The organism is Lysobacter korlensis, from assembly GCF_042434515.1.
Window position 1 is genome coordinate 207,160 of the sequence record NZ_JBHLTG010000003.1, and the last position, 22,355, is coordinate 229,514.

The window sequence follows — 22,355 nt, forward strand, 5'->3', positions numbered from 1 at the left end:
GCTCGGGAATTCGGGAGGTTTCGGGCAGGGCAGCGCCGGGGTTGGCGCGCACGGCCCCGGCGCGACCTTAGCCTGTCACGGGCCGGTCCGGGGGTGTCGAAGGTCATACGGGGTTGGTCGGGGCTCGGGTTCGATGTTGCGCCGGGCCCGTCCCGCAGCCGCCTGCCGGGGCATTTGCAGCCCGTCCGCATCCAATTGCAACGCGTTCCGGCCAGGCGTCTGGCTAGCTGAATCGAAGGGTCCGGCCGCGCTGGCGGCTGGGGTCGCTTTGCCGTACCATCCGCCCCGTTCAGCGCACGGCTGCCGCTCCGCAAGGAGTACGGTTTCCCGAGTTTTCTGTCGCTCCCATGCTGGTCTATCGCCAGCCACCCGAATCCTCCAACGAGGGCATCGTGACCGATGCGGGTGTTCCGGGTGCGCCTGCATCCCGCACGTCTTTCGTCGCGCCGACGCGTACCGGAGCCTCCGGTGCGTTCAATTGATTACTCGCAGCGCGGTCTAGGGAATGCTCCGAGTTACTTCGTGCCCACGGGCGCGAATTCATTAGCTTGGAGTTCCAGATGACGTTTGAATCCCTCGGCCTTGGGCCCGCACTGCTGCGCGCGCTTTCCGAACAGAACTACACGACCCCGACCCCGATCCAGGTCGAGGCCATTCCCTACGCACTCGCAGGCGACGACCTGCTTGGCGGCGCACAGACGGGCACCGGCAAGACGGCCGCGTTCGGCCTGCCGCTGCTGAACCGCCTGTCCAAGGTCACGCCGGTCAATGGCTTTCGCAAGCCGCGCGCCCTGATCCTCGTGCCGACGCGCGAGCTCGCGGTGCAGGTCAGCGAAAGCCTGCGTGGCTATGCGCGTTACCTGCGCATGAGCATCGGCGCGATCTACGGTGGCGCCGGTATGGGTCCGCAGACCGACATGTTCCGTCGCGGCGTCGACGTGCTCGTCGCCACGCCGGGCCGCCTGATCGATCACATCGACCGCGGCACCGCCAAGCTCGACGAGATCGAGATCCTCGTACTCGACGAAGCCGACCGCATGCTCGACATGGGCTTCCTGCCCGCGATCAAGCGCATCCTGCAGCGCCTGCCGCGTGATCGGCAGACGATGCTGTTCTCGGCGACGTTTGAAACCGAGATCAAGAAGCTCGCGCTGGAGTTCATGCGCAATCCGGTGCAGGTGCAGGTCGCGGCGAACAACACGATTGCCGAGACGATCGCGCATCGCGTGCACCCGGTCGAAACCGGCCGCAAGCGTGACCTTCTTGTGCAGATCCTCACCGATCGCCACACCGACCAGGTGCTCGTGTTCGGCCGCACCAAGCATGGTTGCAACCGCTTGGCCGAGCAGCTTGAAGAGGCCGGCCTGAAGGCTGTTGCGATCCACGGCAACAAGAGCCAGGCGCAGCGACAGAAGGCACTGAACGCGTTCAAGGCGAACAAGGCACGCGTGCTGGTCGCGACCGACGTGGCCGCGCGCGGCCTCGACATCCCGAACCTGCCGCTGGTCATCAACTTCGACCTGCCGATGGTGGCCGAGGACTACGTGCACCGCATCGGCCGCACCGGCCGTAACGGCGCATCGGGTGAAGCGCTGTCGTTCGTTGCTCCGGACGAAGGCGGTTTGCTGCGTCAGATCCAGCGTCTGCTGAAGGTCGACGTGTCGGTCGAGAACGTCGAAGGCTTCGAGCCGAGCCGGCCGATCCGCCTCGACGCACCGATCCCGAAGAACGGTGGCGGACAGCGTGCAGGTGGACGTGGCGCCGCAAAGCCCGCGCATCGCCCGCATGCGAAGCCGGCAATCCGAGGTGCCCACGCCCATGCAGGCCCGAAGCAGCACCGCAGCGGTGCAGGTGCCGGCCTCGGCGGGCGCCGCGACTCGCGCGCGTGATTGGTTGAATCGCTTCGGCAATGCCCCGCGCAAGCGGGCGGCGCAGAGAGCGTAAGGAAGGGGCCGGCACTTGCCGGCCCCTTCTTTTTTTGGTGCGGTGACAGCCCTTCCTGACGGCACGAGGCGGGACGGGTCGGGAATTCTGAACGGCAGCCAAGCCCGTTCAGTCTCGTCACCTTTCGTCAACAAGGGGTACCTGAACATTGCCTCGGCCATACGCTCACAAGGAGCACCACCATGAACAAGGCAATCCTGAAATCCGCCGCTCTGGCAGTCGCCCTCGGCTCCGTTCTGTCCCTGTCCGCCTGCAACGTCGAGAAGACGGAAGAAGGCAAGCTGCCTGACGTGGACGTGGATGCGACCGCAGGCGAGGTGCCGGAATACAACGTTGAAACCGCCGATGTGGACGTCGGTACGGAAGCGGCTACGGTCGCTGTCCCGGACGTCGATGTCGACGTCGGCACGAAGCCGGCCACGATGTCCGTGCCGGATGTTGACGTCAACATGCCGAACGAGAACGACGCTGCCGAGGCCGCGCCGGTCGTCGAGGAGTAATAACGACGAACGCCGGGGGCGTCCGCGCCTCCGGCCCGTCAAAGAGGTGGCCTACCGCGGCGGCGCTTGCGGTGGGCGCCTGCTCCGATGAGTTGCCTGACTTCGGACCGGCCTTGCCGGTCCGAAGTCGTTTCTGGGCTGTCACTTACGCAGCAGTACCCGGTGTACATCGTTCCGCGATGCGCGGGGCCGGAAATTCCCGGCCCCGCGGTTTACCAGGCTCACTGAGCCTCAGGCTTTGCGGCGTGCGATCCAGCGGTCGATCTTGCCTTCGAGGATCTCGAGCGGCACCGCACCGTCCTTGAGGACCTCGGCGTGGAATTCGCGCACGTCGAACTTGTCTCCGAGCTCGCGCTCCGCACGCTCACGCAGCTCCTGGATCTTCAGTTCGCCGATCTTGTAGGCGAGCGCCTGGCCCGGCCACGCGATGTAGCGCTCGGCCTCGGCAGTGGCCTGCGTTTCGCTTTCAGCCGAGTTGTCGAGCATGTACTTGATGACCTGGTCGCGCGTCCAGTCCTTGCTGTGCAAGCCGGTGTCGGTCACTAAGCGGATCGCGCGCCACAGCTCGTTCTGCAGATAGCCGAAGTAGTTGTAGGGGTCGGTGTACAGGCCCAGGTCCTTGCCCAGCGATTCGGCGTACAGTCCCCAGCCCTCGGCGAATGCGGTCTCGCCGCCGAAGCGGCGGAACTTCGGCAGGTTGGTCAGCTCCTGCTGCAAGGCGATCTGGAAGTGATGGCCCGGGATCGCCTCGTGCAGGTACAGGTCCTCCGCGTCCCAGGTCTTGCGGGTCGGCAGGTCGTACGTGTTGACATAGAAGATGCCGGGACGGGTTCCGTCCTCGCTCGGGCTGCGGTATTCGCCACCGGCCGCGGACTTCGCACGGAAGGCCTCGACCGGGCGGATTTCAAACGGCGCCTTCGGGATCAGCGAAAACTGCTCGGAGACCTTTTCGTTGACCTTGGCTTCGAGCGCACGGTACTGCGTCAGCAGGTCTTCCTCGTTCTTGAAGCTGAAACGCGGATCGTTCTGCATGAACTTGAAGAAGTCCTGCAGCGAACCCTTGAAGCCGACCTGCTCCATGACCTTGCGGATCTCGCCATGGATGCGAGCGACCTCGCTGAGCCCGAGCTCGTGGATCTGCTCCGGGGTCATGTCCGTGGTCGTGCTGTTGCGCGCGTTGAACGCATACCACTGCTTTCCGTCGGGGAGCTTGTCGACGCCGACGCTCTGGCGCGTGGCCGGCAGGTAGTCCTTCTGGATAAATGTGCGCAGCTCGCGGTAGGCGGGCATCAGCTGCTTGGCGATCACATCGCGGTAAGCGGCGGTCAGACGCTTGCGGTCGGCTTCGGAGAACTCCTTCGGCATGTTCTCGATCGGCCCCCAGAACAGCGTCTGTTCCGGCTTGTCCTTGATCAGTGCGTCGAGCTGCGGCACGACCTTGACCATCAGTGCGCGCGGCTGCACGACGCCGGCTTTCATGCCTTCGCGCATGTTCGCGATCGCGGTGTCGAACAGCTCGGGCAGCTTGCCTGCGCGCGCGAGCCAGTTCTCGTAGTCCTTGACCGTCTTGAACGGCTGCGGGCCGGTGCCCGAGCCGAACTGCACCGCGAGTGTCGGCAGGCTGCCCATCTGGTTGATCGGCATCATCCAGCCGGGGAACTTCTCGGACTCGAGCGAGTTTTTCGCGTCGCGGACGAAGATCTGATAGCTCAGCAGATCCTGGCCGGTCAGGCCTTCGTCGCCCACCGCCTGGACGGTGTCGAGCCAGCGCTGGGTGAACGCACGGGATTTTTCGCGATATTCGGCCGAATAGACGTTCGGAAGCTGGTCGTTGTAGCGCGGGTCGCCCTGGAAGGTGGCCTGGATCGGATTGAGCTGCAGTACCTCTTCCCAGTACTGGTCGTACAGCGCCTGCAGGCGCTTGGCCTTGGCGGAATCGGACTTCGATGCGGTAGCCGCAGCGGCGGGCGCTGCGGAGCCCATGTCATTGGCCGCAGGCGCAGTGGCGCAGCCTGCGACGGCCGCAGCCAAGGCAAGGGCAAGCAGGGAGCGGGAAGCACGCAAAGCTGGCATCGCAATCTCCAGACGGGAATCAGACGTCGAGCCTCGCCGTTTGCGCGTCGTCAGGGCATGAGCCAGAGGTCATGCGCCGCGGTCAAGCACTTCGTGCGGTTGCCGATCTGCATCGGTCCGGGCCCGTCGGAGCGCAGCACACAGCAAGCAGGCGCTTTCCTCGGACTCGAATGCTCCCGTTTGGCAGGCGAGGGTCGTGCTGGCAACGCCGCGTCGTCTGGACGCCCTATGAAAGCGGTCAGCTGCCCGGCGCGGGCTGCCCCGGAGGCGAGAACGGAATCGTTTCCGGCGAAACCGCGCCGCCGGAGATGATGAAGCTCATGGCCTGGTCGACTGTCCAGTCGGTCGGCGTGATCTTCTCGACCGGGACGATCTCGAGGTAGCCGGACGTCGGGTTCGGCGTGGTTGGCACGTACACCGCGGCCAGTTCGCGCCCGGTGCCGTGCTCGCGCAGCACGCGCGTCACGAAGCCGATCGACTTCATCTCCGTGTGCGGAAAGTCGACGAGTACGACGCGCTGCGTGCCGTCCGGCTTGGTCTGCAGGATGTCGAGCAACTGCCGTGCGCTGCCGTAGATGATGTTCGCAAACGGAATACGCGCGACCAGCGCTTCGAACCAGCGCAGCATGCGCTGGCCGAACACGCGGCGGGCCATGATTCCCGACAGCAGGATGACCGCGAGCGTCGCGGTCAACGCGAATGCATTGAGCACCCAGGGCTGCACCAGCCAGATCAGCCGTGCGTCGGTTTCGACATAGCCCTGCAGCACCGGCTGGATGATCGGCCGGCTGATGTCGGACAGCAGTACGAACACGAACTTGACCACGACCCAGGTCAGCCAGATCGGAAGAAGGGTCAGCAGACCGGTCAGGAACAGCCGCTGCAGGCTGGCGCGGGGCATCGTCGACGTGGGCATGGCGCGCATTGTAGGGCCCGCACAGTTGCACCGGCGGGCGGCTGCCGGGATCTGGCTGCGGTGCGGTTGGCTGCCGCTTGGCTGTGCCGGCGCATCCGGTCCATTTTCCGAGCTGACGCCGACCGAGCCCCGTGGCCGACGGCTCGCTCGCGGGGCCGGTGTTTACAGTTCGCGCACCAGCCGGAAGCCGACGTCGTCGTAGCCGCGGTCCGCGTCCAGCGGGCGCATCAGCTGCTTGCTGCGCCATGACGGGCCGCCGACCTGGCGCTGCACGCAGGTACGACCGCAGTCACGAAGCCACAGCGACACGTTGCGGCCGCTGATGTCCGACGCGACCTGACGCGCTTCCGACGCCGTCGGTACCCGGTAGCGGTGGCCGGTCTGCGCGCTGTACCAGCGTGCATAAGCCTCAGCATCGGCCATCGAAACGCAGACCACCGGGTCGCTCGCACCCTGCTCGAACCCGGGCGATTTCCAGTCGCGCGGGGCCAGCATGCGCAGCGGTGATACGCGCTCGCGGCACAGGCTGGAGGCACGGCGTGTGGCTTCGACGAATCGTCCGTAGTCGCCGCGGTCCACCGGGCGGCGGCCGATCACGATCGCGCCGTCCTCGCCCTCGCGAAACACGCCGCGCGCGGGGTCGCCCGGCATGGTCTGCCCCTGGCGCGGGATCTCCTCGGCCTGGGCCGTGAAGCGTCGGGTAACGGCGGCAGGCAGGCCGAAATCCTTCGCGACCCGCGCCGTGCGCTGGGCCGCCTTGCGGTCGAAGCGTTCGACCGCGTCTTCCATGCGTGCCTGCAGCGTTTGCGTGGTGCGCTCCTGCAGCCGCGTGAGCGCGCCTGCGCCGGTGCCGCCGGTCTGACGCGCGAGGTTCTGCGCACGCATGTAGTAGTCGCGGGCGCGGGTGTCGTTGCCTTCGCCGAGGTTGCGCACCAGTTCCTCGGCGATTGCGTCGGTCACCGCCGCGATGACCTGCTGCACTTCGGGGTTCGTGCTGTCGGCATGCCAGGCCTCGAGCGCGGTCGCATATGCGTTGTCACCTTCGGGCGCGGTGAGCTTGCGCTGCTCGAGCTGGGCGCGTGCGCGTTCAAGAGTGCGCTGCAACGGCGCTTCCGGCAGCGGCTCGAGCATCGCCTCGGTGGGATCGGCACGAACGGTAACTGCCGGGGAGACCGCGGGCGAGGCGGGCTGCGTGTCCGCCCGGAAGAACTCGCCGTCGCTGGAGCGATCGAACAGGCCCACGCTGGTGCCGACCGTCACAGCGATCGCGCTGGCCACGGCGGCTACCGCGAGTGCGCGTGCGACGCGCTTCTTACGCAACGCCGCCGTCACGCGCATCAGCTGCGGGAACTGGCGACGCGGGCGAATGGCGTCCATCGCGCCGCGCATCTGGGTGACGTCCTGGAAGCGCTGGTCAGGGTTCTTCGCCAGCGCGCGGTTCATGAAACGCTGCCAGTGGCGCAGGTGTGGCGGCAGCTTCGGAATCGGGTCCTGGGCGTGCATCACCGCCATCGACAATGCGTCGGCGGCGCGGAACGGAAGCTGGCCGGTCAGCATTTCCCAGATCACGACGCCGAGGCTGTAGAGATCGGCGCGGCCGTCTACCTCCTCGCCGCGCGCCTGCTCCGGCGCCATGTACGCGGTGCTGCCGACGGCCATGCCGGCGGCGGTGACGCGCGGGCCGAAACCGCGGCGCAGCGCAATGCCGAAGTCGGCGAGTAGTGGTCGCTCGGCCTCGTCGAACAGCACGTTCTCGGCCTTGACGTCGCGATGCACGACACCGCGCGAATGCGCGTATTCGAGTGCGGCGAACAGCGCGTGCGCGGTCTCGCGCACCTTCGCTTCGTCCGGAATCCCTTGCTCGTCGACGAACTTGCGCTGGCCGAGATGGCCGCGCGAGAGGTAGGGCATGGTGTAGAACGGCAGCCCGTCGCGCGTGCGCCCGAGTTCGTGGATGCGCACGACGTTCGGGTGTTCGAGCCGCGCGATCGTGCGGACTTCGTTCTCGAAGCGGCGGCGGCTGACCTCGTCGGCCAGCGCCTGCGGCATCATCACCTTGATCGCCACCTCGCGCGACAGCGCCAGCTGCTCGCCTAGATAGACCGTCGACATGCCCCCGTGGTTGATCAGACGCAGCAGACGGTAGCCCTGGATCTCGGGCAACTGCGTCGAGGCGTCATCGCTGTTCACGTGCACGGGCATTCGGCTTTCCCATCAGGCGGCCCCGAGGATAACGCCAGACCCGAGCATTCGGTGTCACGGTCGGGTCGCGTGCGCTTCATGAAACACGCGGTTTGGGACAGCCGGCCGGAATCGGCGGCGCGCGGCGCCTCAGCGACCGCGCTTGCGCCGCACGTAGAGCTGCTTGCGAACGCGTGCGACCACGTCGCCATCGGCATCGACGACGTCGGTGTCGAACCAGCGGAGCACCTTGCTGCCGTCGGCCGCCGAGTCCCGCAGCTCAGCCAGAACGGTCTCGTCAAGCTCGAAACAGGCGCGGACGGTACCGCGGCCGGGCTTCACGAATTCGATCTCGCCGGCCTTGTCCCAGACGATGTAGTCGCGGCCGAGCGATTGCAGGACCAGCAGCATCCAGAACGGATCGGTCATCGAGAACAGGCTGCCGCCGAAGTGCGTGCCGACGTAGTTCCGGTTCCAGGGTCGCATGCGCAGTTCGACCCGGGCGCGGCGGTAGCGCTCGGCGACCTCGGTCACGCGGATCCCGGCGAACAGGAACGGTGGCCAGAGGTTGAGGATCAGGCGGAAGACGGCGGGATTCATGGCGTCGGCAGCGGCTGCGGGGCGCACAGCCTGCCATACGCATGCGTATTGTCAACGCGCCACGGGGGCGGCGCCGCTTAGAACAGCAGCGACGCCATCTTGCGGCGGTAACGGCCGACAAGCTCGGCGTCCTCGATTACGCGGAACGCATCGATCAGCGCCTTGCGCGGCAGCCCGTCGTCGAAGTTGCGATCACGGCGGAGCATTTCCAGGAACTGCTCGAGGCCGTCCTCGGCGCGCCCGGAGACGATGTGGTGCACACCGAGCAGGTGCCGTGCACGCAGGTTGGCTTCGTCAGCCGCGATTGCCGCTTCAAGTTCAGGCACCGCCGGCGCGCCGCGCAGCAGCGACCCGAACTGCAGCTGCGCGCGGGCGCGATGGGTGCGTTCGTCGGTCGCGAGGTTTGCTGGCAGGGCATCGAGCAGGGCCCGCGCCTCGTCAGTCTCTCCGATGCGGATCAGCGCCAGCGCGAGGTCCAGCCTGAGTTCGGCCTGATCAGGCGCCGCGGCGGATTCGCCGCGCAAGCGTTCGACCTCGGCTTGCGGGTCGAGCGCGGGCTCGGGTGCGGCCTCGACCGGTTCGGGCGCCGCCGCCGGTTCGATGCCGTGGTGCGCGAGAAACTGCCGCAGCTGGCCTTCGGGCAGCACGCCGGGGAACCCGTCGACGAGCTGCCCATCCTTGACCAGGAACACAGTCGGGATCGAGCGGACCTGGAATGCGCCGGCCAGTTGCGGCTCTGCGTCCACGTCCACCTTCGCAAGCAGGAACGCGCCGTTGAACTCGCCCGCGAGCTTTTCGAGAACCGGGCCGAGCTGCTTGCACGGGCCGCACCAGGCGGCCCAGAAGTCGACGAGGACCGGCGTCTGCAGCGACTTTCGAAGCACTTCCTCCTCGAAGGTCGCGGTGGTTGCGTCGAATACGTGGGGCAGGGCGGCAGCGGTCATGTCGGGTTCCAAAAAGGCGACGGTCGTCGAGATGGAGGTCGATGCGCCGCATTGCAAGTCGGTCATAGGGTGGGTCAGCGTCGGTGTCGACCGCGTCTTGGCGGGCGTTATGGTGTGCTGGTTTCTCTACCGGGCACGAGGGACAGCACGATGAGGTCACAACGCGGCACTGCCGGCGCGATCGCGGTCCTGGCCGGCCTGCTCTGGCTGGTTTCGCTGGTGGGCTTCGGCGCCGCGCTGCCTGCGTATTCGCATGCGCAGCATCCGGTCGCGCTGGCAGGGGCACAGGGCATTCCGCATGCGCTGGCGTTCAACGTGCTCGCGCTGATCCTGCCCGGCCTGCTCGCGGCCTGGAGCACGTGGCAATTGCGCAGCGCGCTTGACGGGACGGGGTGGCCGGCGCGCATCGGTGCGCACCTGTTGCTGTTGTCGGCGCTCGCGTTCGCAGCGCAGGGGCTACTGCCGCTGGATGTGGAGGACCTGGATGCCGCCTCGAGCCGCCTGCATGCAACCGCGTGGTCACTGTGGTGGATCTCGTTCGCGCCGGGCGCGTTGCTGCTCGCGCTGCGCTCGCGCGCATTCGCGGTGGCGCTGCTGCTCGTGGCGATCATCGTCATTGCCGGCACGGCGATGCTGCCGGTGGGCCTGGCGCAGCGCCTTGGCATTGCGGGCTGGTTCGCGCTGCTCGCACTGGCGGGCCACTGGATTGGCCGTCGCAGCACGTCGGCGGCAGACGCCCCGGCTTCCCACTGACCGCAGGGGCGGGCACAACGCCCGCCCCGTTTGCGTCTACTTGTAGCGCAGCTTGAGCGCCAGGATCGTGGTCGACAGCAGCAGCGTGACCGTATTGGCGAGGATCATCGGCCACGAGTCGAGCACCAGTCCGTAACCGAGCCAGAACCCGACGCCGATCGTAAACACCGCATACATGCTGAGCGAAATGCCGCGCGTGTCACGGCTGCGGATCGTCTTGACCGCCTGCGGGACGAACGCCAGCGTGGTCAGCGTCGCCGCGACGAAACCCAACCATTCTCCGGTCATTGTGCGTCCTGGCCCGGACGGCGGAACACCTTGCCGTCCTTCATTACGAAGTCGACGCCCATCACGGCCTCGATGTTTTCCACCGGATTGCCGGGCATCGCGATGATGTCGGCGCGCTTGCCGGTCTCGATCACGCCCTGATCGTCGACGCCCAGCACTTCGGCGGCGTTGACCGTCGCCGTCTGCAGGGCCTGCGCCGGCGGCATGCCGGCTTCGACCAGGTACATGAACTCGCGCGCGTTTTCGCCGTGCGGGCCGACGCCCATGTCGGTGCCGAAGCCGATCTTCACGCCGTTCTTGTACGCCTGCGCCGCGGTCTGCTGGATCAGCCCGCCGATGCGCGCTGCCTTCGGCCGCACGACCTCCGGGAAGTACCCTTCGGTCTTCGCCTTTTCCGCCACGAACTTGCCGGCCGAGATCGTCGGCACGTACCAGGTGCCCTTCTTCTTCATCAGGCTCATGACCTCGTCGGTCATGTAGGTGCCGTGCTCGATGCTGGTGACGCCGGCCTGCACCGCCCGCTTCATGCCCTCGGTGCCATGGGCGTGCGCCGCCACCTGGAAGCCGTAATCCTTCGCGGTCTCGACGATTGCGCGCGCCTCTTCAGGCGTGAACTGCGGAGCATCGGCGGACTTGGCATACGAGAGCACGCCCCCGGTCGCGGTGATCTTGATCAGGTCGCTGCCTTCCTTGTATCGCTGGCGCACAGCCTGACGCGCTTCGTCAACCGAGTTGATCACGCCCTCGGTCGGGCCCGGCGGACCGATCAGATGGGAAAGCGCTTCGTTGTAGCCATTGGTCGGGTCGGCATGCCCGCCCGTGGTGGCGATCGATTTACCCGCCGCCCAGATCCGCGGACCCGGCAGCAGGCCCTGGTTGATCGCATCACGCAGGTGCAGCTGCACCGTGCCGCCGAGGTCGCGCACGCTGGTGAACCCGGCATCGAGCGTCTTCTTCGCGTAGCCGACCGAGCGGTAGGCGAAGTCGATGTCGTCGAGGCGGAAGCCTTCGGAATAGCTGTCGGGGCTGGATTCGCCGTCCAGGTGCACGTGCAGGTCGGTCCAGCCCGGGCTGCAGCTGCGGCTGGACAGGTCGATCACTTGTGCGCCGGGCACATCAGCCCGACCCGGCAGCACCTGCTCGATACGCCCATCGCGGACCACGACCGTGCGGGCGTCGAGCATTCGGCCGGCGCGCGCGTCGAACAGGCGGCCGCAATGCAGCGCCATGGCAGGTTTGGTCGCCGATGCGGCCGGAGCAGGGGCTACACCCGGGGCCGACTGGGGTGAACCGGTTGCGCTGGCAGTACCGGCGAACAGGGCGAGGGTGGCGATCAGGGGGCGGACAGTGCGCATGGGGAGCTCCAGCAGGCAAGGGCCCGATTGAAGCACAACGGAATGCAAGGGCCGGACGCTTCGCGCAATCGCCAGAGTCGGCAATCAGACGGTGAGGACCACGCGGTCACGACCCTCGGCCTTCGCCCGGTACAGCGCACTGTCGGCCGCGGCGAGTAACCGCTCCGGGCTGCCGCCATGCTGCGGGAAGCACGCAACGCCGATCGAGACCGTCACCGGCCCCAGCACGCGCCGCAGGTGCACCACGCTGATGCCGGCGATCGCCTCGCGGATCTGTTCGCCTCGGCGCAGTGCGACTTCGTGGGTGGCCTCGGGCAGCACGAGCGTGAATTCCTCGCCGCCGTAGCGGCAGGCGATGTCCTCGCCGCGCGTGAGGTCGAGCAGCACCTCGCCAACACGCGCGAGAAACGCATCGCCGGCCGCATGGCCGTTCTCGTCGTTGAAGCGCTTGAAGTGGTCCACGTCGAGCATCATCACCGCGACCGGCAGCTCACGTCGCTCGCAGCGCTGCAGCTCGCGGTAGAGGTTTTCCTCGAGATAACGCCGGTTGTAGAGCCCGGTCAGCGGGTCACGCAGCGACTGCACCCGCAGCGATTCGCGCAGTTGCAGGTTTGCGATCGTCTGGCTCAGCTGCTCGGCTATCGGCTCGAGCGCCTCCCGAACGGCGTGCGGGTCGATGCTGTCGGCGCGCCCGCTGGCATGCAGCAGCCCCAGCGTCACGCCATGCGCGGTCATCGGTACGCAGACCGTCCACTCGTCGGCGTGGGTGGCGGGGCCCAGGTGGCCACAGCGCATTCCGGTGTTGCCGGGCTCGGTGCGGTGAACCTGGCCGCGGCGCAGGGCCCAGCACTGGTCGGGCTGCATCAGTTCTTCGCTCGCAGATGACGGCGTGCCGAAGGACGATGCGGACTCGAGCAGGTTCTGGGAGGGATGCACCATGTAGCAGCGCCCCCCGGCTGCGGGCAGCAGCTCGGCCGTCGCACTCGCAGTCAGCGTCATCACTTCGTCGAGGTTCTGGCAGCTCTGCAGCAGGCCCGCATAGGCGCCGAGCGCGCGGCGCTGTTCGGACAGCCGGTCGCGGTGGACCGCTGCCACTTCGAGCTGGCGCATCGCCTCGCGCGCCTGCCGTTCAAGCTCGCGCACGCGACGGTTCTCCCGCGCCAGGCCGGCCAGCATCAGGCCGAGCAGGGCGACCGCAAGCAACGTGCCGGACGCGACGAACCCGATCAGCATCGGCACCGTGCGGCGCGTTCCCGCTTCGCGCTCGGCCAGCACTGCGCGTTCGGCGGATTCGAATGCGTTATGCGCGTCCAGGAACGAATCCATCAGCCGCAGGCCGTTGCTTGACGCGGTGAGCGCACGTGCCCGTTCGGCGCCTTCGGTGTTCTGTATCACGACTAGGTACTGCAGCTCGTCCAGCCGCTCGAGGGCCACCCTGCGCAGCTCGACGGCAAGCGCAGTGCGCTCGGGGCTGTCGGCGACCATGCGTACCAGTTCGCCGGTGTTGATCGTCACCAGCGGGACGGTGCGCAGGTACTCGGCGTATTGCGGCTGCGCAGCGGTCAGGCGGTAGGCCCGGGCGGCGGACTCGGTCGCGCGCAGGCTCGCCTTCACCTCTTCGTTCTTGGCGAGCACCTCGTAGGAGTGCTCGATCCACTTGGCCGCCTTCGAGAACTCCACGATCCCCCAGATCGCCGAAAAACCGACGCCCGCAAGCAGGACGACTGCCAGCAGGAAAGCGGATGTCCGGAATTTGACTAGTCGTTCGGTCAGCGTCATGGCGGTATGGGGTGAAGCGCGAGCGTTTGGCCCGGCCTTTGTGGCCAGGGGCGCGAAGTCTGCGCCTGGCTTCCCTGCATCCCACGTGCCAGCCGTCTCAGAACCGCCTCCGGCGACGCCTGAATGGCGGCGTTTTGTGCACTGCGGTAGGCTTCCCGGTCCCGTTTTCGCCGCCGCCCGCCGTGTCCATCGAAGCCAGTTCGACCGAGTCCCCGACCACCGACCCGCGCACCTACGACCCCCGTGGGGTCGAGGCGGCTGCCCAGCGCTACTGGGACGCGACCCGTGCATTCGAGGTCGACGAGTCCTCGGCCAAGCCGAAGTACTACTGCCTGTCGATGTTGCCGTACCCGTCGGGCGCGCTGCACATGGGCCACGTGCGCAACTACACGATCGGCGACGTGATCAGCCGCTACAAGCGCATGACGGGCCACAACGTGCTGCAGCCGATGGGCTGGGATGCGTTCGGCCTGCCGGCGGAAAACGCGGCGATCAAGAACAACACCGCGCCGGCGAAGTGGACCTACGCGAACATCGAGCACATGAAGGCGCAGCTCAAGCAGCTGGGCTATGCGATCGACTGGTCGCGCGAGTTCGCGACCTGCCGCCCCGAGTACTACGTGCACGAACAGCGCATGTTCGTGCGCCTGATGCAGCAGGGGCTCGCGTACCGCCGGAACTCGGTGGTCAACTGGGACCCGGTGGACCAGACCGTGCTCGCGAACGAGCAGGTGATCGATGGCCGCGGCTGGCGCACCGGCGCGATCGTCGAAAAACGCGAAATCCCGCAGTGGTTCCTGAAGATCACCGATTACGCGCAGGAGCTGCTGGACGGCCTGGACACGCTGCCGGGCTGGCCCGAGGCGGTCAAGACGATGCAGCGCAACTGGATCGGGCGCAGCGAAGGCCTGGAGATCCGCTTCGACGTGGTCGACGCTGACGGCAGCGCGCTCGAGCCGCTGACCGTCTTCACCACGCGTCCGGACACGCTGATGGGCGTGACGTTCGTGTCGGTCGCCGCCGAGCACCCGCTGGCGCTGCATGCGGCCAAGAGCGACGCGCTGCTGGCCGAGTTCATCGCCGAGCTGCGCCAGGGCGGCGTGTCCGAGGCTGAGCTCGAAACGCAGACCAAGCGCGGCCGCGATACCGGCCTGCGCGCCGTGCATCCGGTCACCGGCGAGCAGCTGCCCGTCTTCGTCGCGAACTTCGTGCTGATGAACTACGGCACCGGCGCGGTGATGGCCGTGCCCGGCCACGACGAGCGCGACTGGGAATTTGCGCGCACCTACCAGCTGCCGATCCGCATGGTGGTGGTGCCGACCGACGTACGCGACGCGATCGCCGAGGTGCAGCACGACCTGAACGCCCCAAGCGATGCGATGAGCACGGCGCTCGGCGACCAGGCATCGATCGATGCGTACGACACCCGCATGGCGGTGGACGTGTTCACCGACTTCGAGCGCCGCATCCAGGAAGAAGGCGCGTACACCGAGCGCGGCTGGCTGGTGAACTCGGGCGAGTTCGACGGCATGGAATTCGAGCAGGCGTTCGAGGCACTGGCGTCGCGCTTCGAAGCCGAAGGCCGCGGCCAGCGCCGCGTGAACTACCGCCTGCGCGACTGGGGCGTGAGCCGCCAGCGTTACTGGGGCTGTCCGATCCCGGTCATCTACTGCGAAGGCTGCGGTGCCGTCCCGGTGCCGGAAGACCAGCTGCCGGTGCTGCTGCCGGAAGACGTCGCCTTCAGCGGCGTCAACTCGCCGATCAAATCCGACCCCGAATGGCGCAAGACCTTCTGCCCGTCCTGCGGCGCAGCCGCCGAGCGCGAGACCGACACGTTCGACACGTTCATGGAGTCGAGCTGGTACTACGCGCGCTACACCTCGCCAGGCGCGCCCACGCAGGTCGACGAACGCGCGCGCTACTGGCTGCCGGTCGACCAGTACATCGGTGGCATCGAGCACGCGATCCTGCACCTGCTGTACTTCCGCTTCTATCACAAGCTGCTGCGCGACCAGGGCTTCGTCAGCTCCGACGAACCGGCGACGAACCTGCTGACCCAGGGCATGGTGATCGCCGAAACGTTCTATCGCGAGAAGGACAACGGCGCGAAGGACTGGATCAACCCGGCCGACGTGGAAATCCAGCGCGACGAGCGTGGCCGCATCACCGGCGCGACGCTGAAGTCCGATGGCGAGCCGGTCGTCATCGGCGGCATCGAGAAGATGTCCAAGTCCAAGAACAACGGTGTCGACCCGCAGATCATGGTCGGCAGGTTCGGGGCCGACACAGTGCGGCTGTTCTCGATGTTCGCCGCGCCGCCGGAGCAGTCGCTGGAGTGGAACGAGGCCGGCGTCGAAGGCATGGCGCGCTTCCTGCGCCGCTTCTGGCGTGAAGTGAACACGCATGTGCTGCAGCCCGACCATCCCGAGGTCGACGCCTCGCTGCTCACCCCCTCGCAGAAGACGCTCCGACGCCAGCTGCACGAGACGATCCAGAAGGTCGGCGACGATTACGGGCGCCGCCACAGCTTCAACACTGCGATCGCTGCGCTGATGGAAATGCTCAACGCCGTGTCGAAGTTCGACGACATGAGCGACCAGGGGCGCGCGGTGCGGCACGAGGTGTTGCAGACGATGGTGCTGCTGCTCAACCCGGTCACGCCGCATGTCTGCCATGCGCTGTGGCAGGCGCTCGGCAACCCGGAAACGCTGCTCGAGGACGTGCCGTTCCCGCAGGCGGACGCGGCCGCGCTCGTGCGCGATGCGGTGACGCTTGCGGTGCAGGTCAACGGAAAGCTGCGCGGCACGATCGAGGTGCCGGTCAACGTCGCCAAGGAGGAGGCCGAACGGCTTGCGCTCGCCGAACCGGGCGTCGCGAAGTTCCTCGAAGGCCAAAGCGTGCGCAAGGTGATCGTCGTGCCCGGCAAGATCGTCAACATCGTCGCCGGCTGATGTTGCTGCCTGCCGCCGCCTCGTCCAGACTCCGCGCATGATCCGTCGCTTCGTTCCCGTCGCCCTCGTGCTGGCCTTGTCGGCCTGCGGTTTCCACCTGCGCAGTGCGCTGTCGCTGCCGCCGGACCTCGGCCCGGTGCGCGTGGTGGCGGCTGACCGCTACAGCCCACTGGCCGACACCCTTGCACAGGCGCTCGAGAGCGCTGGCGCAGTGCCCGCGGAGGCCGGCGACACCGAGACCGCGGTGCTGGACCTGCTGTCCGAGCGCTGGGCGGACACGCCGGCAAGCGTCGACGAGTTCGGCCGTTCGGTGGAGTTCAGCCTGCGCTACGCAGTGGTCTTCGAGCTGCGCCGCGCGGATGGCAGCGTGATCGTGCCGCAGCAGGTGATCGAACTCTCGCGCGACTACATCTCCAATCCCGTCAATTCGATTGGCACCGAAGGCGAGCGCGAGATCCTCGTACGTGAGCTGCGGCGCGAGATGGCCGCCTCGGTGCTGCGTCGCATCGATGCGGTGACCGAACTCGCGGTCGCGCCGGCGCCGGCGGTCGAGGGAACGCCGGTCGTGCCGTCGCCCTGAGCATGGAACTCAAGCCGGAACAGCTGGTCTCGCAGCTCCGGACCGGCCCGCTGCGGCCCGCATACCTGATTGCCGGCGCCGAGCCGCTGCGTGTGCTCGAAGCGGCCGACGCGGTTCGCGCGGCCGCGCGGCGCGAGGGCTTCACCGAGCGCGAAGTATTCGAGGCCGAAGGCAACCAGCGCGAGCCGGACTGGGGTGCGATGTCGGCGAGCTTTCGCGCGCCGAGCCTGTTCGCGAGCCGGCGCCTGCTGGAACTGCGCCTGCCCAGCGGGAAGCCGGGCAAGGAAGGCGCGCAGGTCATCGTCGACTTCTGCGAGTCGCCTCCGTCGGACGTGACGCTGCTCGTGACCGCAGGCGAATGGAGCCGCCAGCACGGCGGCAAGTGGAGCGAGGCGATCGGCCGCGTCGGTCAGATCGCGGTGGCATGGCCGGTCAAGCCGCACGAGTTGCCCGGCTGGATCGAACAGCGGCTGCGCATGCGCGGCGTCAAGGCCGAACACGCGGCCGTGCAATGCCTGGCCGATCGCGTCGAAGGCAATCTGCTGGCCGCCGCGCAGGAAATCGACAAGCTGGCGCTGCTCGCCGAAGGTGAAGTGCTGGACGTCGCGCGCATGGAGGAGCTCGTTGCGGACGCTGCGCGCTTCGACGTATTCCGGGTGATCGATGCAGCCATGAACGGGCAGGGCGCACAGGTCTCGCGCATGCTCGCGAACCTGCGTGCCGAGGGCGAGGCGGTGCCCGCACTTCTCGGCATGGTGGTGATGGAGCTGCAGCGCGGCGCGACGCTTGCGCGCGTGCAGGAGCGCGGTGGCAACCTGGCAGCCGAGTTCAAGGCGCTGCGCATCTGGGACACCAAGCAGCCGATGTACAAGCGCGCGCTGCAGCGTCACGGCCCGGCGCGATGGGACGCGCTGGTGGCCGAGGCCGGGCGTGTGGATCGCATCGCCAAGGGCCGGCCGCGGATCGGTCAGGAGCCGGCCGACGCCTGGGTTGCGCTCGAACGCCTGCTGCTCGCGTTGGCCGACACGAAGGCGATGCGCCTGATTGCAGGTTGATGGCGTCCGGCGAGGCCCGCGCCGACGAGTTGCTGCTGCTGTACGGCGGCACGTTCGACCCGGTGCACCATGGCCACCTCGCGATCGCGCGCAGCGCACGCGACCGGCTGGACACCGTCGTCAATCTGATGCCGGCCGCCGACCCGCCGCATCGCTCACTGCCAGGCGCGAACGCCGGGCACCGGGCGAACATGCTCGATCTTGCCGTTTCGTCCGAGCCCGGTCTGGTCGTCGACCGGCGCGAGCTCGTGCGGTCCGGACGTTCCTACACCGTCGACACGCTGCGCGAGTTGCGCGCGCGGGCGCCGCAGTCGCGGCCGGTTGCATTGCTGCTCGGCGCCGACAGTTTTGCCGGCCTTCCGCAGTGGAAGCAGTGGCGCGCGCTGTTCGGGCTGGCGCATTTCGTCGTTGCCGAGCGCCCGGGCAGCGACCTGGCGGCCGGGCTGGCAGCGGAGCTTGCGGCTGAACTCGCCGCTCGCGAGACCGCGGATCCGCAGCGGCTGAGGACACGACTATCGGGTGCGGTACTGCGGCTGCACCAGCCGCTGATAGCGGCCTCGGCCACGCAGGTGCGGCAGGCGATAGCGGCCGGCGGCGACTGGCAGGCACTGGTGCCGGCGTCCGTTGCGGAGTACATCGTTCATCACCGGCTCTATGCAGCCGAGGGCGCAGCATCGGCCCCGCTATAATCTCCGTCATCCGTTCGTTCGAGCCTGACCTTGACCAGCCAAGCCCACGTCATCAAGACCCAAATGCCGAGCCCGCCACCGGCGCTCGATACCCTGCTCAAGACGGTCCACGACGCGGTCGAGAACCTCAAGGCAAAGGATGTCGTCGAGATCGACGTGCGTGGCAAGAGCAGCGTCACCGACTACATGGTGATCGCCTCGGGCACTTCGACCCGGCATGTGAAGTCCATTGCCGACGAGGTCATCAAGTTCTCGAAGAAACTCGACGTCATGCCGCTCGGCGTGGAAGGCGAGCGCGAGGCCGAATGGGTGCTCGTCGATCTGGGCGATGTGATCGTCCACATCATGCTGCCGCGCGTGCGCGAGTTCTATGCGCTCGAGCGCCTGTGGACCGTGGGCGACCAGCCGCCGGACAGCATCGACGAGTACGGCGACGAGAGCCGCGGCCCGCGCGGATCGGCCGGTGATTTCGAGGATTCGGACGAGTTCGAGTTCGGCGACGAGGGCGACCGGCAGCGCTGAAGCGCGAGTCCGGGTCTGTTACAGCAGAAAACGGCGCCTTGGGGCGCCGTTTTTGCTTCCGCTGGACGGTTGGGTGTTGGATGGGTCGCAGCGGCTGCTACGCCCCGGCGTAATGCCTTTCGTGGAATCGGATGCCGGCAACGGCAGGCCGATTGGTCGTGCCCGCCGTTGCCGTCCTCAGCCGCTGGCAGGACCGCCGTGCGTTAGAGCGGTCCGTGCAGCCACGGGCCGGAAATCGCCAGCGTGATGCCGGGCGTCTGCACGTTGACGAACAGCGTGCGGCCCGACGGATCCCAGCAGGCGCCGCAGAACTCGCTGTCGCGGTGGTCGCCTTCCGGCACCGACTTGCCGGCGCGCGCGATGTCGCCGGCGGTAAGCGCGATGTTGTTCTTCGCGAAGTAGAACGACTCGCCGCCGCGGGTGAGCCCGATCAGGCGCGAACCCGGCCCGTAGACGTCGGGGCTTTCGCCGCCGTCCTCGCACAGCACCACGCCGCCGCGCGGGCTGACGGTCACGTTGTCCGGGTTGTGCGCAGCCAGCTGGTTTCCGCTGACGAACAGCGCGCGCATGCGCTGCGATTCGAGGTCGAGCACCCAGACCGCGCCGTTGCCGCGACCCCTGCGGCCGGTCGCATCCATGCCGGTCGCCGTGTCGACGATGAACATCCGCCCGTTCGCGTACCAGATGCCTTCGCCACGGGCCATTCGCAGCGCGCCCTCGCTCCAGGCCTGCGCGAACGGGCCGCTGAGCGTGTCGGTGGCCGAGACATCCGGAAAGCCGGCGGGCGCCTGGACGGTGCCGAGGTCCGGATCGGCGATGTCGACCCATTCGAGCGCGACTTCGGTGCCGATCGTCGCCATCGTGAGGTCGGCATTCGGGCGGCCGCGCGCGCGCGCGGCCTGCAGGCGGCCGCCGTTCTCTAGTGAGCCCGGACGGCCGCCGCGGTCGTTCGGAATGAAGCGGTACAGCGCGGACTTGTTGCGGTCGTCCTCGGTCAGGTAGACCACGCCCGTGCGCGGATCGATCGCGACGGCTTCGTGGCTGAAACGTCCCAGCTGCACCAGTGGGCGGCCGGTCGTGCGTTCGGTATCGGGATGCACTTCGAACACGTAGCCATGCCTGCGGCCGGTGCTGGACACCGCATCGGTCTTGATCTCCTCGCAGCTCAGCCAGGTGCCCCACGGCGTCGGGCCGCCGGCGCAGTTGACGAGCGTGCCGCCGAGGCTGGCCTCCATCCCGCGGAACTCGCCGTCGCGCCAGTACAGCGTGGTGGTGCCGCCGCCCGCGCGCGCGCCGTTGCCGAGGTCACCGGTGTCGTACATGCCCGGGGCAAGGATCGGCCTGCCGGCGCCGACCTCGTGGTTGCGGATCAGCACCATCTCGGCGCCGCGCCCCCGGCCGCGCAGGATCAGCGGCGCCCGGCCACGGCCATGGGCGCTCATGACCGCCATGCCGTCGTGGCGGCCCGGGCAGGGCTGGCCGTCGGACATCAGGTCGCCGGTCCAGCCGAACGACTGGTAGCTGAAGCCGTTCGGCAACTGCAGCAGCGGCAGGCCGGTGGTCTGGTCCGCAACTGGCGCGAGCGGGCCGTACGGGCTCGGGATCGGCGCCATGCGCGTCGGGTCGCCGGTCGCGGCGAGTGCCTGGTTCGCGTACAGGCCACCGAGGCTGCCGATCGCGCCAACGGCCATCGCGGCTGCGCTGCCTTTCAGCACCTGGCGGCGGGAGAGGTCGAGTTCTGCCATTGTTGCGGCTCCTGCGGGCTGGGGGAGTCGCGACCGTAGGCGCGCTGCATAACCGCCGTATGACGCTGCGATGTCAGCCGGAGTGGCGGCAGCTAGGATGGCGCCATGAAAGCGAAGCTGATCGCCGTCGGCGAACGTGCGCCGGCCTGGGTGGCCGAGGGGTTTGGCGAGTACCGCAAGCGCCTGTCGCACTGGCTCCCGATGGAGCTTGTCGAGATCGAGCCTGGCCTGCGCGGCAAGGGGCGCGATGCCGTGCGCGCGACCAGCGACGAAGGCGCGCGCGTGCTGGCCGCGCTGCCAAAGCAGGCCACGATCGTAGCGCTCGACGGTCGCGGAAGGTCGTGGTCGTCCGAGCAGCTTGCACAGCGGCTGGAACACTGGCGGACGCAGGGGCGTGACCTTGCCTTGCTGATCGGCGGCCCGGAGGGACATGCGCCGGATGTGCTCGCGCGTGCCGACGAATCATGGTCGCTCGGGCCGCTGACGCTGCCGCACATGCTCGTGCGCCTGGTCGCGGCCGAGCAGCTGTACCGCGCTGCCGCGCTGCTCGCGAACCATCCCTACCATCGCGCGTAGCGAACGAGAGCCAGGCCGTGGTGGGCGCTGCTGTTGCAGGAATCGGCGGCGTCGCGGCGGGTCGTCCGGCCGCGCGGAGCGTCGGCGCTAACCGTACGAACCTCCGGGACGATCGCCCCGCGGTGATGCGTTACCGCTGCATCGATGCCTCAGCCGGCGAGCCGTCGGCGGCTTGTGCGGTCGCGAGCGCCGGTGCCGCTAGGCTCGTCGGCGGGTGCAGCGCGAACGGCACGCCTTCGCGCTGCAGTTCGTGCGCGTCGAACCAGCTCATCGACGCCGCCGGCGTGGCGCTGCCCCGTGCGACGACGTGTTCGGGAAAACCGGCGGCGCGCAGCACCGCGTCGGTTTCGCGGTCGTTGTCCGCGTTGATCTGCTGCGTCATCGCCTCAGGGAACATCAGCGGGCCGTCGAGGCGGCTCTGGTGCAGGCCCAGGCGCGAATCGGCGGTCATCTCGCGTGCGTCGGCGGCGGCCCACATCAACGCGCAGGCGCTCGCGCACTGACCGGCGACGCGGATGCTGATGCCGCGTGCATTGACGAGCCTGGCCACGTGCAGCGCCTGGCGCCGGGTGCCGCCGGGGCTGCGCACGATCAGCCGCCGCACGTCCGGATGCGAGTCGAGCATCGCGCGCACGCGCGCCTCGAAGCGCGGGCCCATCGGGCCGCTCACCTGCAACGCCTGCTGCGTCGCGTCGTACTCGACCATGGCTTCGGCCGGCCGCGTGTCCGCAGGCGTCGCACTACCGGCGGCCGACACGACCGCAGGCGCGGTGATGAGCACTGCCGCGAAGGCGGCGACGAAACGGAACGAAAGCATGGGCGCCGGAACGATGTGGAGCGTCGCGGCCATCGTGGGCGATCGTTCTCGGAACCGAATCGCGGTGCGCGTGATTCGGGAACGGCG

The 22,355-nt window shown here is 68.1% G+C and carries 18 protein-coding genes and 1 pseudogene; 9 read left to right on the top strand and 10 right to left on the bottom strand.

All coding sequences use genetic code 11. The features are described 5' to 3' along the window. Positions 1–560: 560 nt before the first annotated feature. A complete protein-coding gene (locus tag ACFFGH_RS14080) occupies positions 561–1,889 on the top strand; it encodes a DEAD/DEAH box helicase (RefSeq protein ID WP_386669278.1) in 1,329 nt (442 codons plus the stop codon). A gap of 237 nt (positions 1,890–2,126) precedes the next feature. Continuing rightward, on the top strand, positions 2,127–2,444 hold the full coding sequence (locus ACFFGH_RS14085) for a hypothetical protein (RefSeq protein ID WP_386669280.1): 318 nt from the start codon (positions 2,127–2,129) through the stop codon (positions 2,442–2,444). Between the two features lie 231 nt (positions 2,445–2,675). On the opposite strand, the gene ACFFGH_RS14090 is transcribed toward ACFFGH_RS14085, so the two are convergent. The 5 genes from ACFFGH_RS14090 to trxA all read right to left on the bottom strand — a co-directional run bounded on the left by ACFFGH_RS14090 (position 2,676) and on the right by trxA (position 9,158). Then, on the bottom strand, positions 2,676–4,517 hold the full coding sequence (locus ACFFGH_RS14090; protein WP_386669282.1) for a DUF885 domain-containing protein: 1,842 nt from the start codon (positions 4,515–4,517) through the stop codon (positions 2,676–2,678). Positions 4,518–4,755: 238 nt separating this feature from the next. After that, positions 4,756–5,433: a DUF502 domain-containing protein gene (locus ACFFGH_RS14095; protein ID WP_386669284.1), complete on the bottom strand. Its 678-nt coding sequence runs from the start codon at positions 5,431–5,433 to the stop codon at positions 4,756–4,758. Between the two features lie 162 nt (positions 5,434–5,595). Then, a complete protein-coding gene (locus tag ACFFGH_RS14100; RefSeq protein WP_386669286.1) occupies positions 5,596–7,635 on the bottom strand; it encodes a bifunctional serine/threonine-protein kinase/formylglycine-generating enzyme family protein in 2,040 nt (679 codons plus the stop codon). Positions 7,636–7,764: 129 nt separating this feature from the next. After that, complete coding sequence (locus ACFFGH_RS14105) at positions 7,765–8,214, bottom strand: DUF4442 domain-containing protein (protein ID WP_386669288.1); 450 nt, start codon at positions 8,212–8,214, stop codon at positions 7,765–7,767. A gap of 77 nt (positions 8,215–8,291) precedes the next feature. Continuing rightward, positions 8,292–9,158, bottom strand: a complete 867-nt coding sequence (gene trxA / locus ACFFGH_RS14110; protein WP_386669290.1) for a thioredoxin — start codon at positions 9,156–9,158, stop codon at positions 8,292–8,294. A 150-nt stretch (positions 9,159–9,308) separates the two neighbouring features. On the opposite strand from trxA, the gene ACFFGH_RS14115 reads away from it, so the two are divergent. Further along, complete coding sequence (locus ACFFGH_RS14115) at positions 9,309–9,911, top strand: DUF998 domain-containing protein (protein WP_386669292.1); 603 nt, start codon at positions 9,309–9,311, stop codon at positions 9,909–9,911. Between the two features lie 36 nt (positions 9,912–9,947). Here the strand turns inward: ACFFGH_RS14115 and ACFFGH_RS14120 are convergent, their stop codons facing one another. From ACFFGH_RS14120 to ACFFGH_RS14130, 3 genes are all read right to left on the bottom strand, one after another. Next, entirely contained in the window at positions 9,948–10,199 is a 252-nt protein-coding gene (locus tag ACFFGH_RS14120) for an SWEET family sugar transporter (protein ID WP_386669294.1), read from the bottom strand. Continuing rightward, a complete protein-coding gene (locus ACFFGH_RS14125; RefSeq protein WP_386669296.1) occupies positions 10,196–11,554 on the bottom strand; it encodes a metal-dependent hydrolase family protein in 1,359 nt (452 codons plus the stop codon). Before ACFFGH_RS14125 ends, ACFFGH_RS14120 begins: the two co-directional genes overlap by 4 nt. Before the next feature lie 84 nt (positions 11,555–11,638). Then, a complete protein-coding gene (locus ACFFGH_RS14130) occupies positions 11,639–13,333 on the bottom strand; it encodes a sensor domain-containing diguanylate cyclase (protein WP_386669298.1) in 1,695 nt (564 codons plus the stop codon). A gap of 188 nt (positions 13,334–13,521) precedes the next feature. On the opposite strand from ACFFGH_RS14130, the gene leuS reads away from it, so the two are divergent. From leuS to rsfS, 5 genes and pseudogenes are all read left to right on the top strand, one after another. Then, positions 13,522–16,284 carry a leucine--tRNA ligase gene (gene leuS / locus ACFFGH_RS14135; protein WP_386670216.1) on the top strand — a complete coding sequence of 921 codons (2,763 nt, stop codon included), beginning with the start codon at positions 13,522–13,524 and terminating at the stop codon, positions 16,282–16,284. A gap of 37 nt (positions 16,285–16,321) precedes the next feature. Further along, complete coding sequence (locus tag ACFFGH_RS14140) at positions 16,322–16,864, top strand: LPS-assembly lipoprotein LptE (RefSeq protein ID WP_386669300.1); 543 nt, start codon at positions 16,322–16,324, stop codon at positions 16,862–16,864. 2 nt (positions 16,865–16,866) lie between these two features. Then, on the top strand, positions 16,867–17,919 hold the full coding sequence (holA, locus tag ACFFGH_RS14145; RefSeq protein WP_386669302.1) for a DNA polymerase III subunit delta: 1,053 nt from the start codon (positions 16,867–16,869) through the stop codon (positions 17,917–17,919). Further along, positions 17,919–18,608: a nicotinate-nucleotide adenylyltransferase gene (gene nadD / locus ACFFGH_RS14150; protein WP_386669304.1), complete on the top strand. Its 690-nt coding sequence runs from the start codon at positions 17,919–17,921 to the stop codon at positions 18,606–18,608. Before holA ends, nadD begins: the two co-directional genes overlap by 1 nt. 30 nt (positions 18,609–18,638) lie before the next feature. Beyond that, positions 18,639–19,052, top strand: a pseudogene (rsfS, locus tag ACFFGH_RS14155) (ribosome silencing factor); the annotation flags it as partial. A 281-nt stretch (positions 19,053–19,333) separates the two neighbouring features. On the opposite strand, the gene ACFFGH_RS14160 reads toward rsfS, so the two are convergent. Beyond that, complete coding sequence (locus ACFFGH_RS14160) at positions 19,334–20,875, bottom strand: alkaline phosphatase PhoX (protein WP_386669306.1); 1,542 nt, start codon at positions 20,873–20,875, stop codon at positions 19,334–19,336. A gap of 105 nt (positions 20,876–20,980) precedes the next feature. Between ACFFGH_RS14160 and rlmH the strand changes: the two genes are divergently transcribed. Beyond that, positions 20,981–21,451, top strand: a complete 471-nt coding sequence (gene rlmH / locus ACFFGH_RS14165; RefSeq protein ID WP_386669308.1) for a 23S rRNA (pseudouridine(1915)-N(3))-methyltransferase RlmH — start codon at positions 20,981–20,983, stop codon at positions 21,449–21,451. 130 nt (positions 21,452–21,581) lie between these two features. Here rlmH and ACFFGH_RS14170 read toward each other — a convergent pair whose 3' ends face one another. After that, positions 21,582–22,301: a hypothetical protein gene (locus ACFFGH_RS14170; protein ID WP_386669310.1), complete on the bottom strand. Its 720-nt coding sequence runs from the start codon at positions 22,299–22,301 to the stop codon at positions 21,582–21,584. Between the last annotated feature and the right edge of the window lie 54 nt (positions 22,302–22,355).

Excerpts from the sequence above, each read along its gene's own strand:
- ACFFGH_RS14080 (WP_386669278.1), top strand. The coding sequence starts at position 561 with ATGACGTTTGAATCCCTCGGCCTTGGGCCCGCACTGCTGCGCGCGCTT.
- ACFFGH_RS14085 (WP_386669280.1), top strand. The coding sequence starts at position 2,127 with ATGAACAAGGCAATCCTGAAATCCGCCGCTCTGGCAGTCGCCCTCGGC.
- ACFFGH_RS14090 (WP_386669282.1), bottom strand. The coding sequence starts at position 4,517 with ATGCCAGCTTTGCGTGCTTCCCGCTCCCTGCTTGCCCTTGCCTTGGCT.
- ACFFGH_RS14095 (WP_386669284.1), bottom strand. The coding sequence starts at position 5,433 with ATGCCCACGTCGACGATGCCCCGCGCCAGCCTGCAGCGGCTGTTCCTG.
- ACFFGH_RS14100 (WP_386669286.1), bottom strand. The coding sequence starts at position 7,635 with ATGCCCGTGCACGTGAACAGCGATGACGCCTCGACGCAGTTGCCCGAG.
- ACFFGH_RS14105 (WP_386669288.1), bottom strand. The coding sequence starts at position 8,214 with ATGAATCCCGCCGTCTTCCGCCTGATCCTCAACCTCTGGCCACCGTTC.
- trxA (WP_386669290.1), bottom strand. The coding sequence starts at position 9,158 with ATGACCGCTGCCGCCCTGCCCCACGTATTCGACGCAACCACCGCGACC.
- ACFFGH_RS14115 (WP_386669292.1), top strand. The coding sequence starts at position 9,309 with ATGAGGTCACAACGCGGCACTGCCGGCGCGATCGCGGTCCTGGCCGGC.
- ACFFGH_RS14120 (WP_386669294.1), bottom strand. The coding sequence starts at position 10,199 with ATGACCGGAGAATGGTTGGGTTTCGTCGCGGCGACGCTGACCACGCTG.
- ACFFGH_RS14125 (WP_386669296.1), bottom strand. The coding sequence starts at position 11,554 with ATGCGCACTGTCCGCCCCCTGATCGCCACCCTCGCCCTGTTCGCCGGT.
- ACFFGH_RS14130 (WP_386669298.1), bottom strand. The coding sequence starts at position 13,333 with ATGACGCTGACCGAACGACTAGTCAAATTCCGGACATCCGCTTTCCTG.
- ACFFGH_RS14140 (WP_386669300.1), top strand. The coding sequence starts at position 16,322 with ATGATCCGTCGCTTCGTTCCCGTCGCCCTCGTGCTGGCCTTGTCGGCC.
- holA (WP_386669302.1), top strand. The coding sequence starts at position 16,867 with ATGGAACTCAAGCCGGAACAGCTGGTCTCGCAGCTCCGGACCGGCCCG.
- nadD (WP_386669304.1), top strand. The coding sequence starts at position 17,919 with ATGGCGTCCGGCGAGGCCCGCGCCGACGAGTTGCTGCTGCTGTACGGC.
- ACFFGH_RS14160 (WP_386669306.1), bottom strand. The coding sequence starts at position 20,875 with ATGGCAGAACTCGACCTCTCCCGCCGCCAGGTGCTGAAAGGCAGCGCA.
- rlmH (WP_386669308.1), top strand. The coding sequence starts at position 20,981 with ATGAAAGCGAAGCTGATCGCCGTCGGCGAACGTGCGCCGGCCTGGGTG.
- ACFFGH_RS14170 (WP_386669310.1), bottom strand. The coding sequence starts at position 22,301 with ATGGCCGCGACGCTCCACATCGTTCCGGCGCCCATGCTTTCGTTCCGT.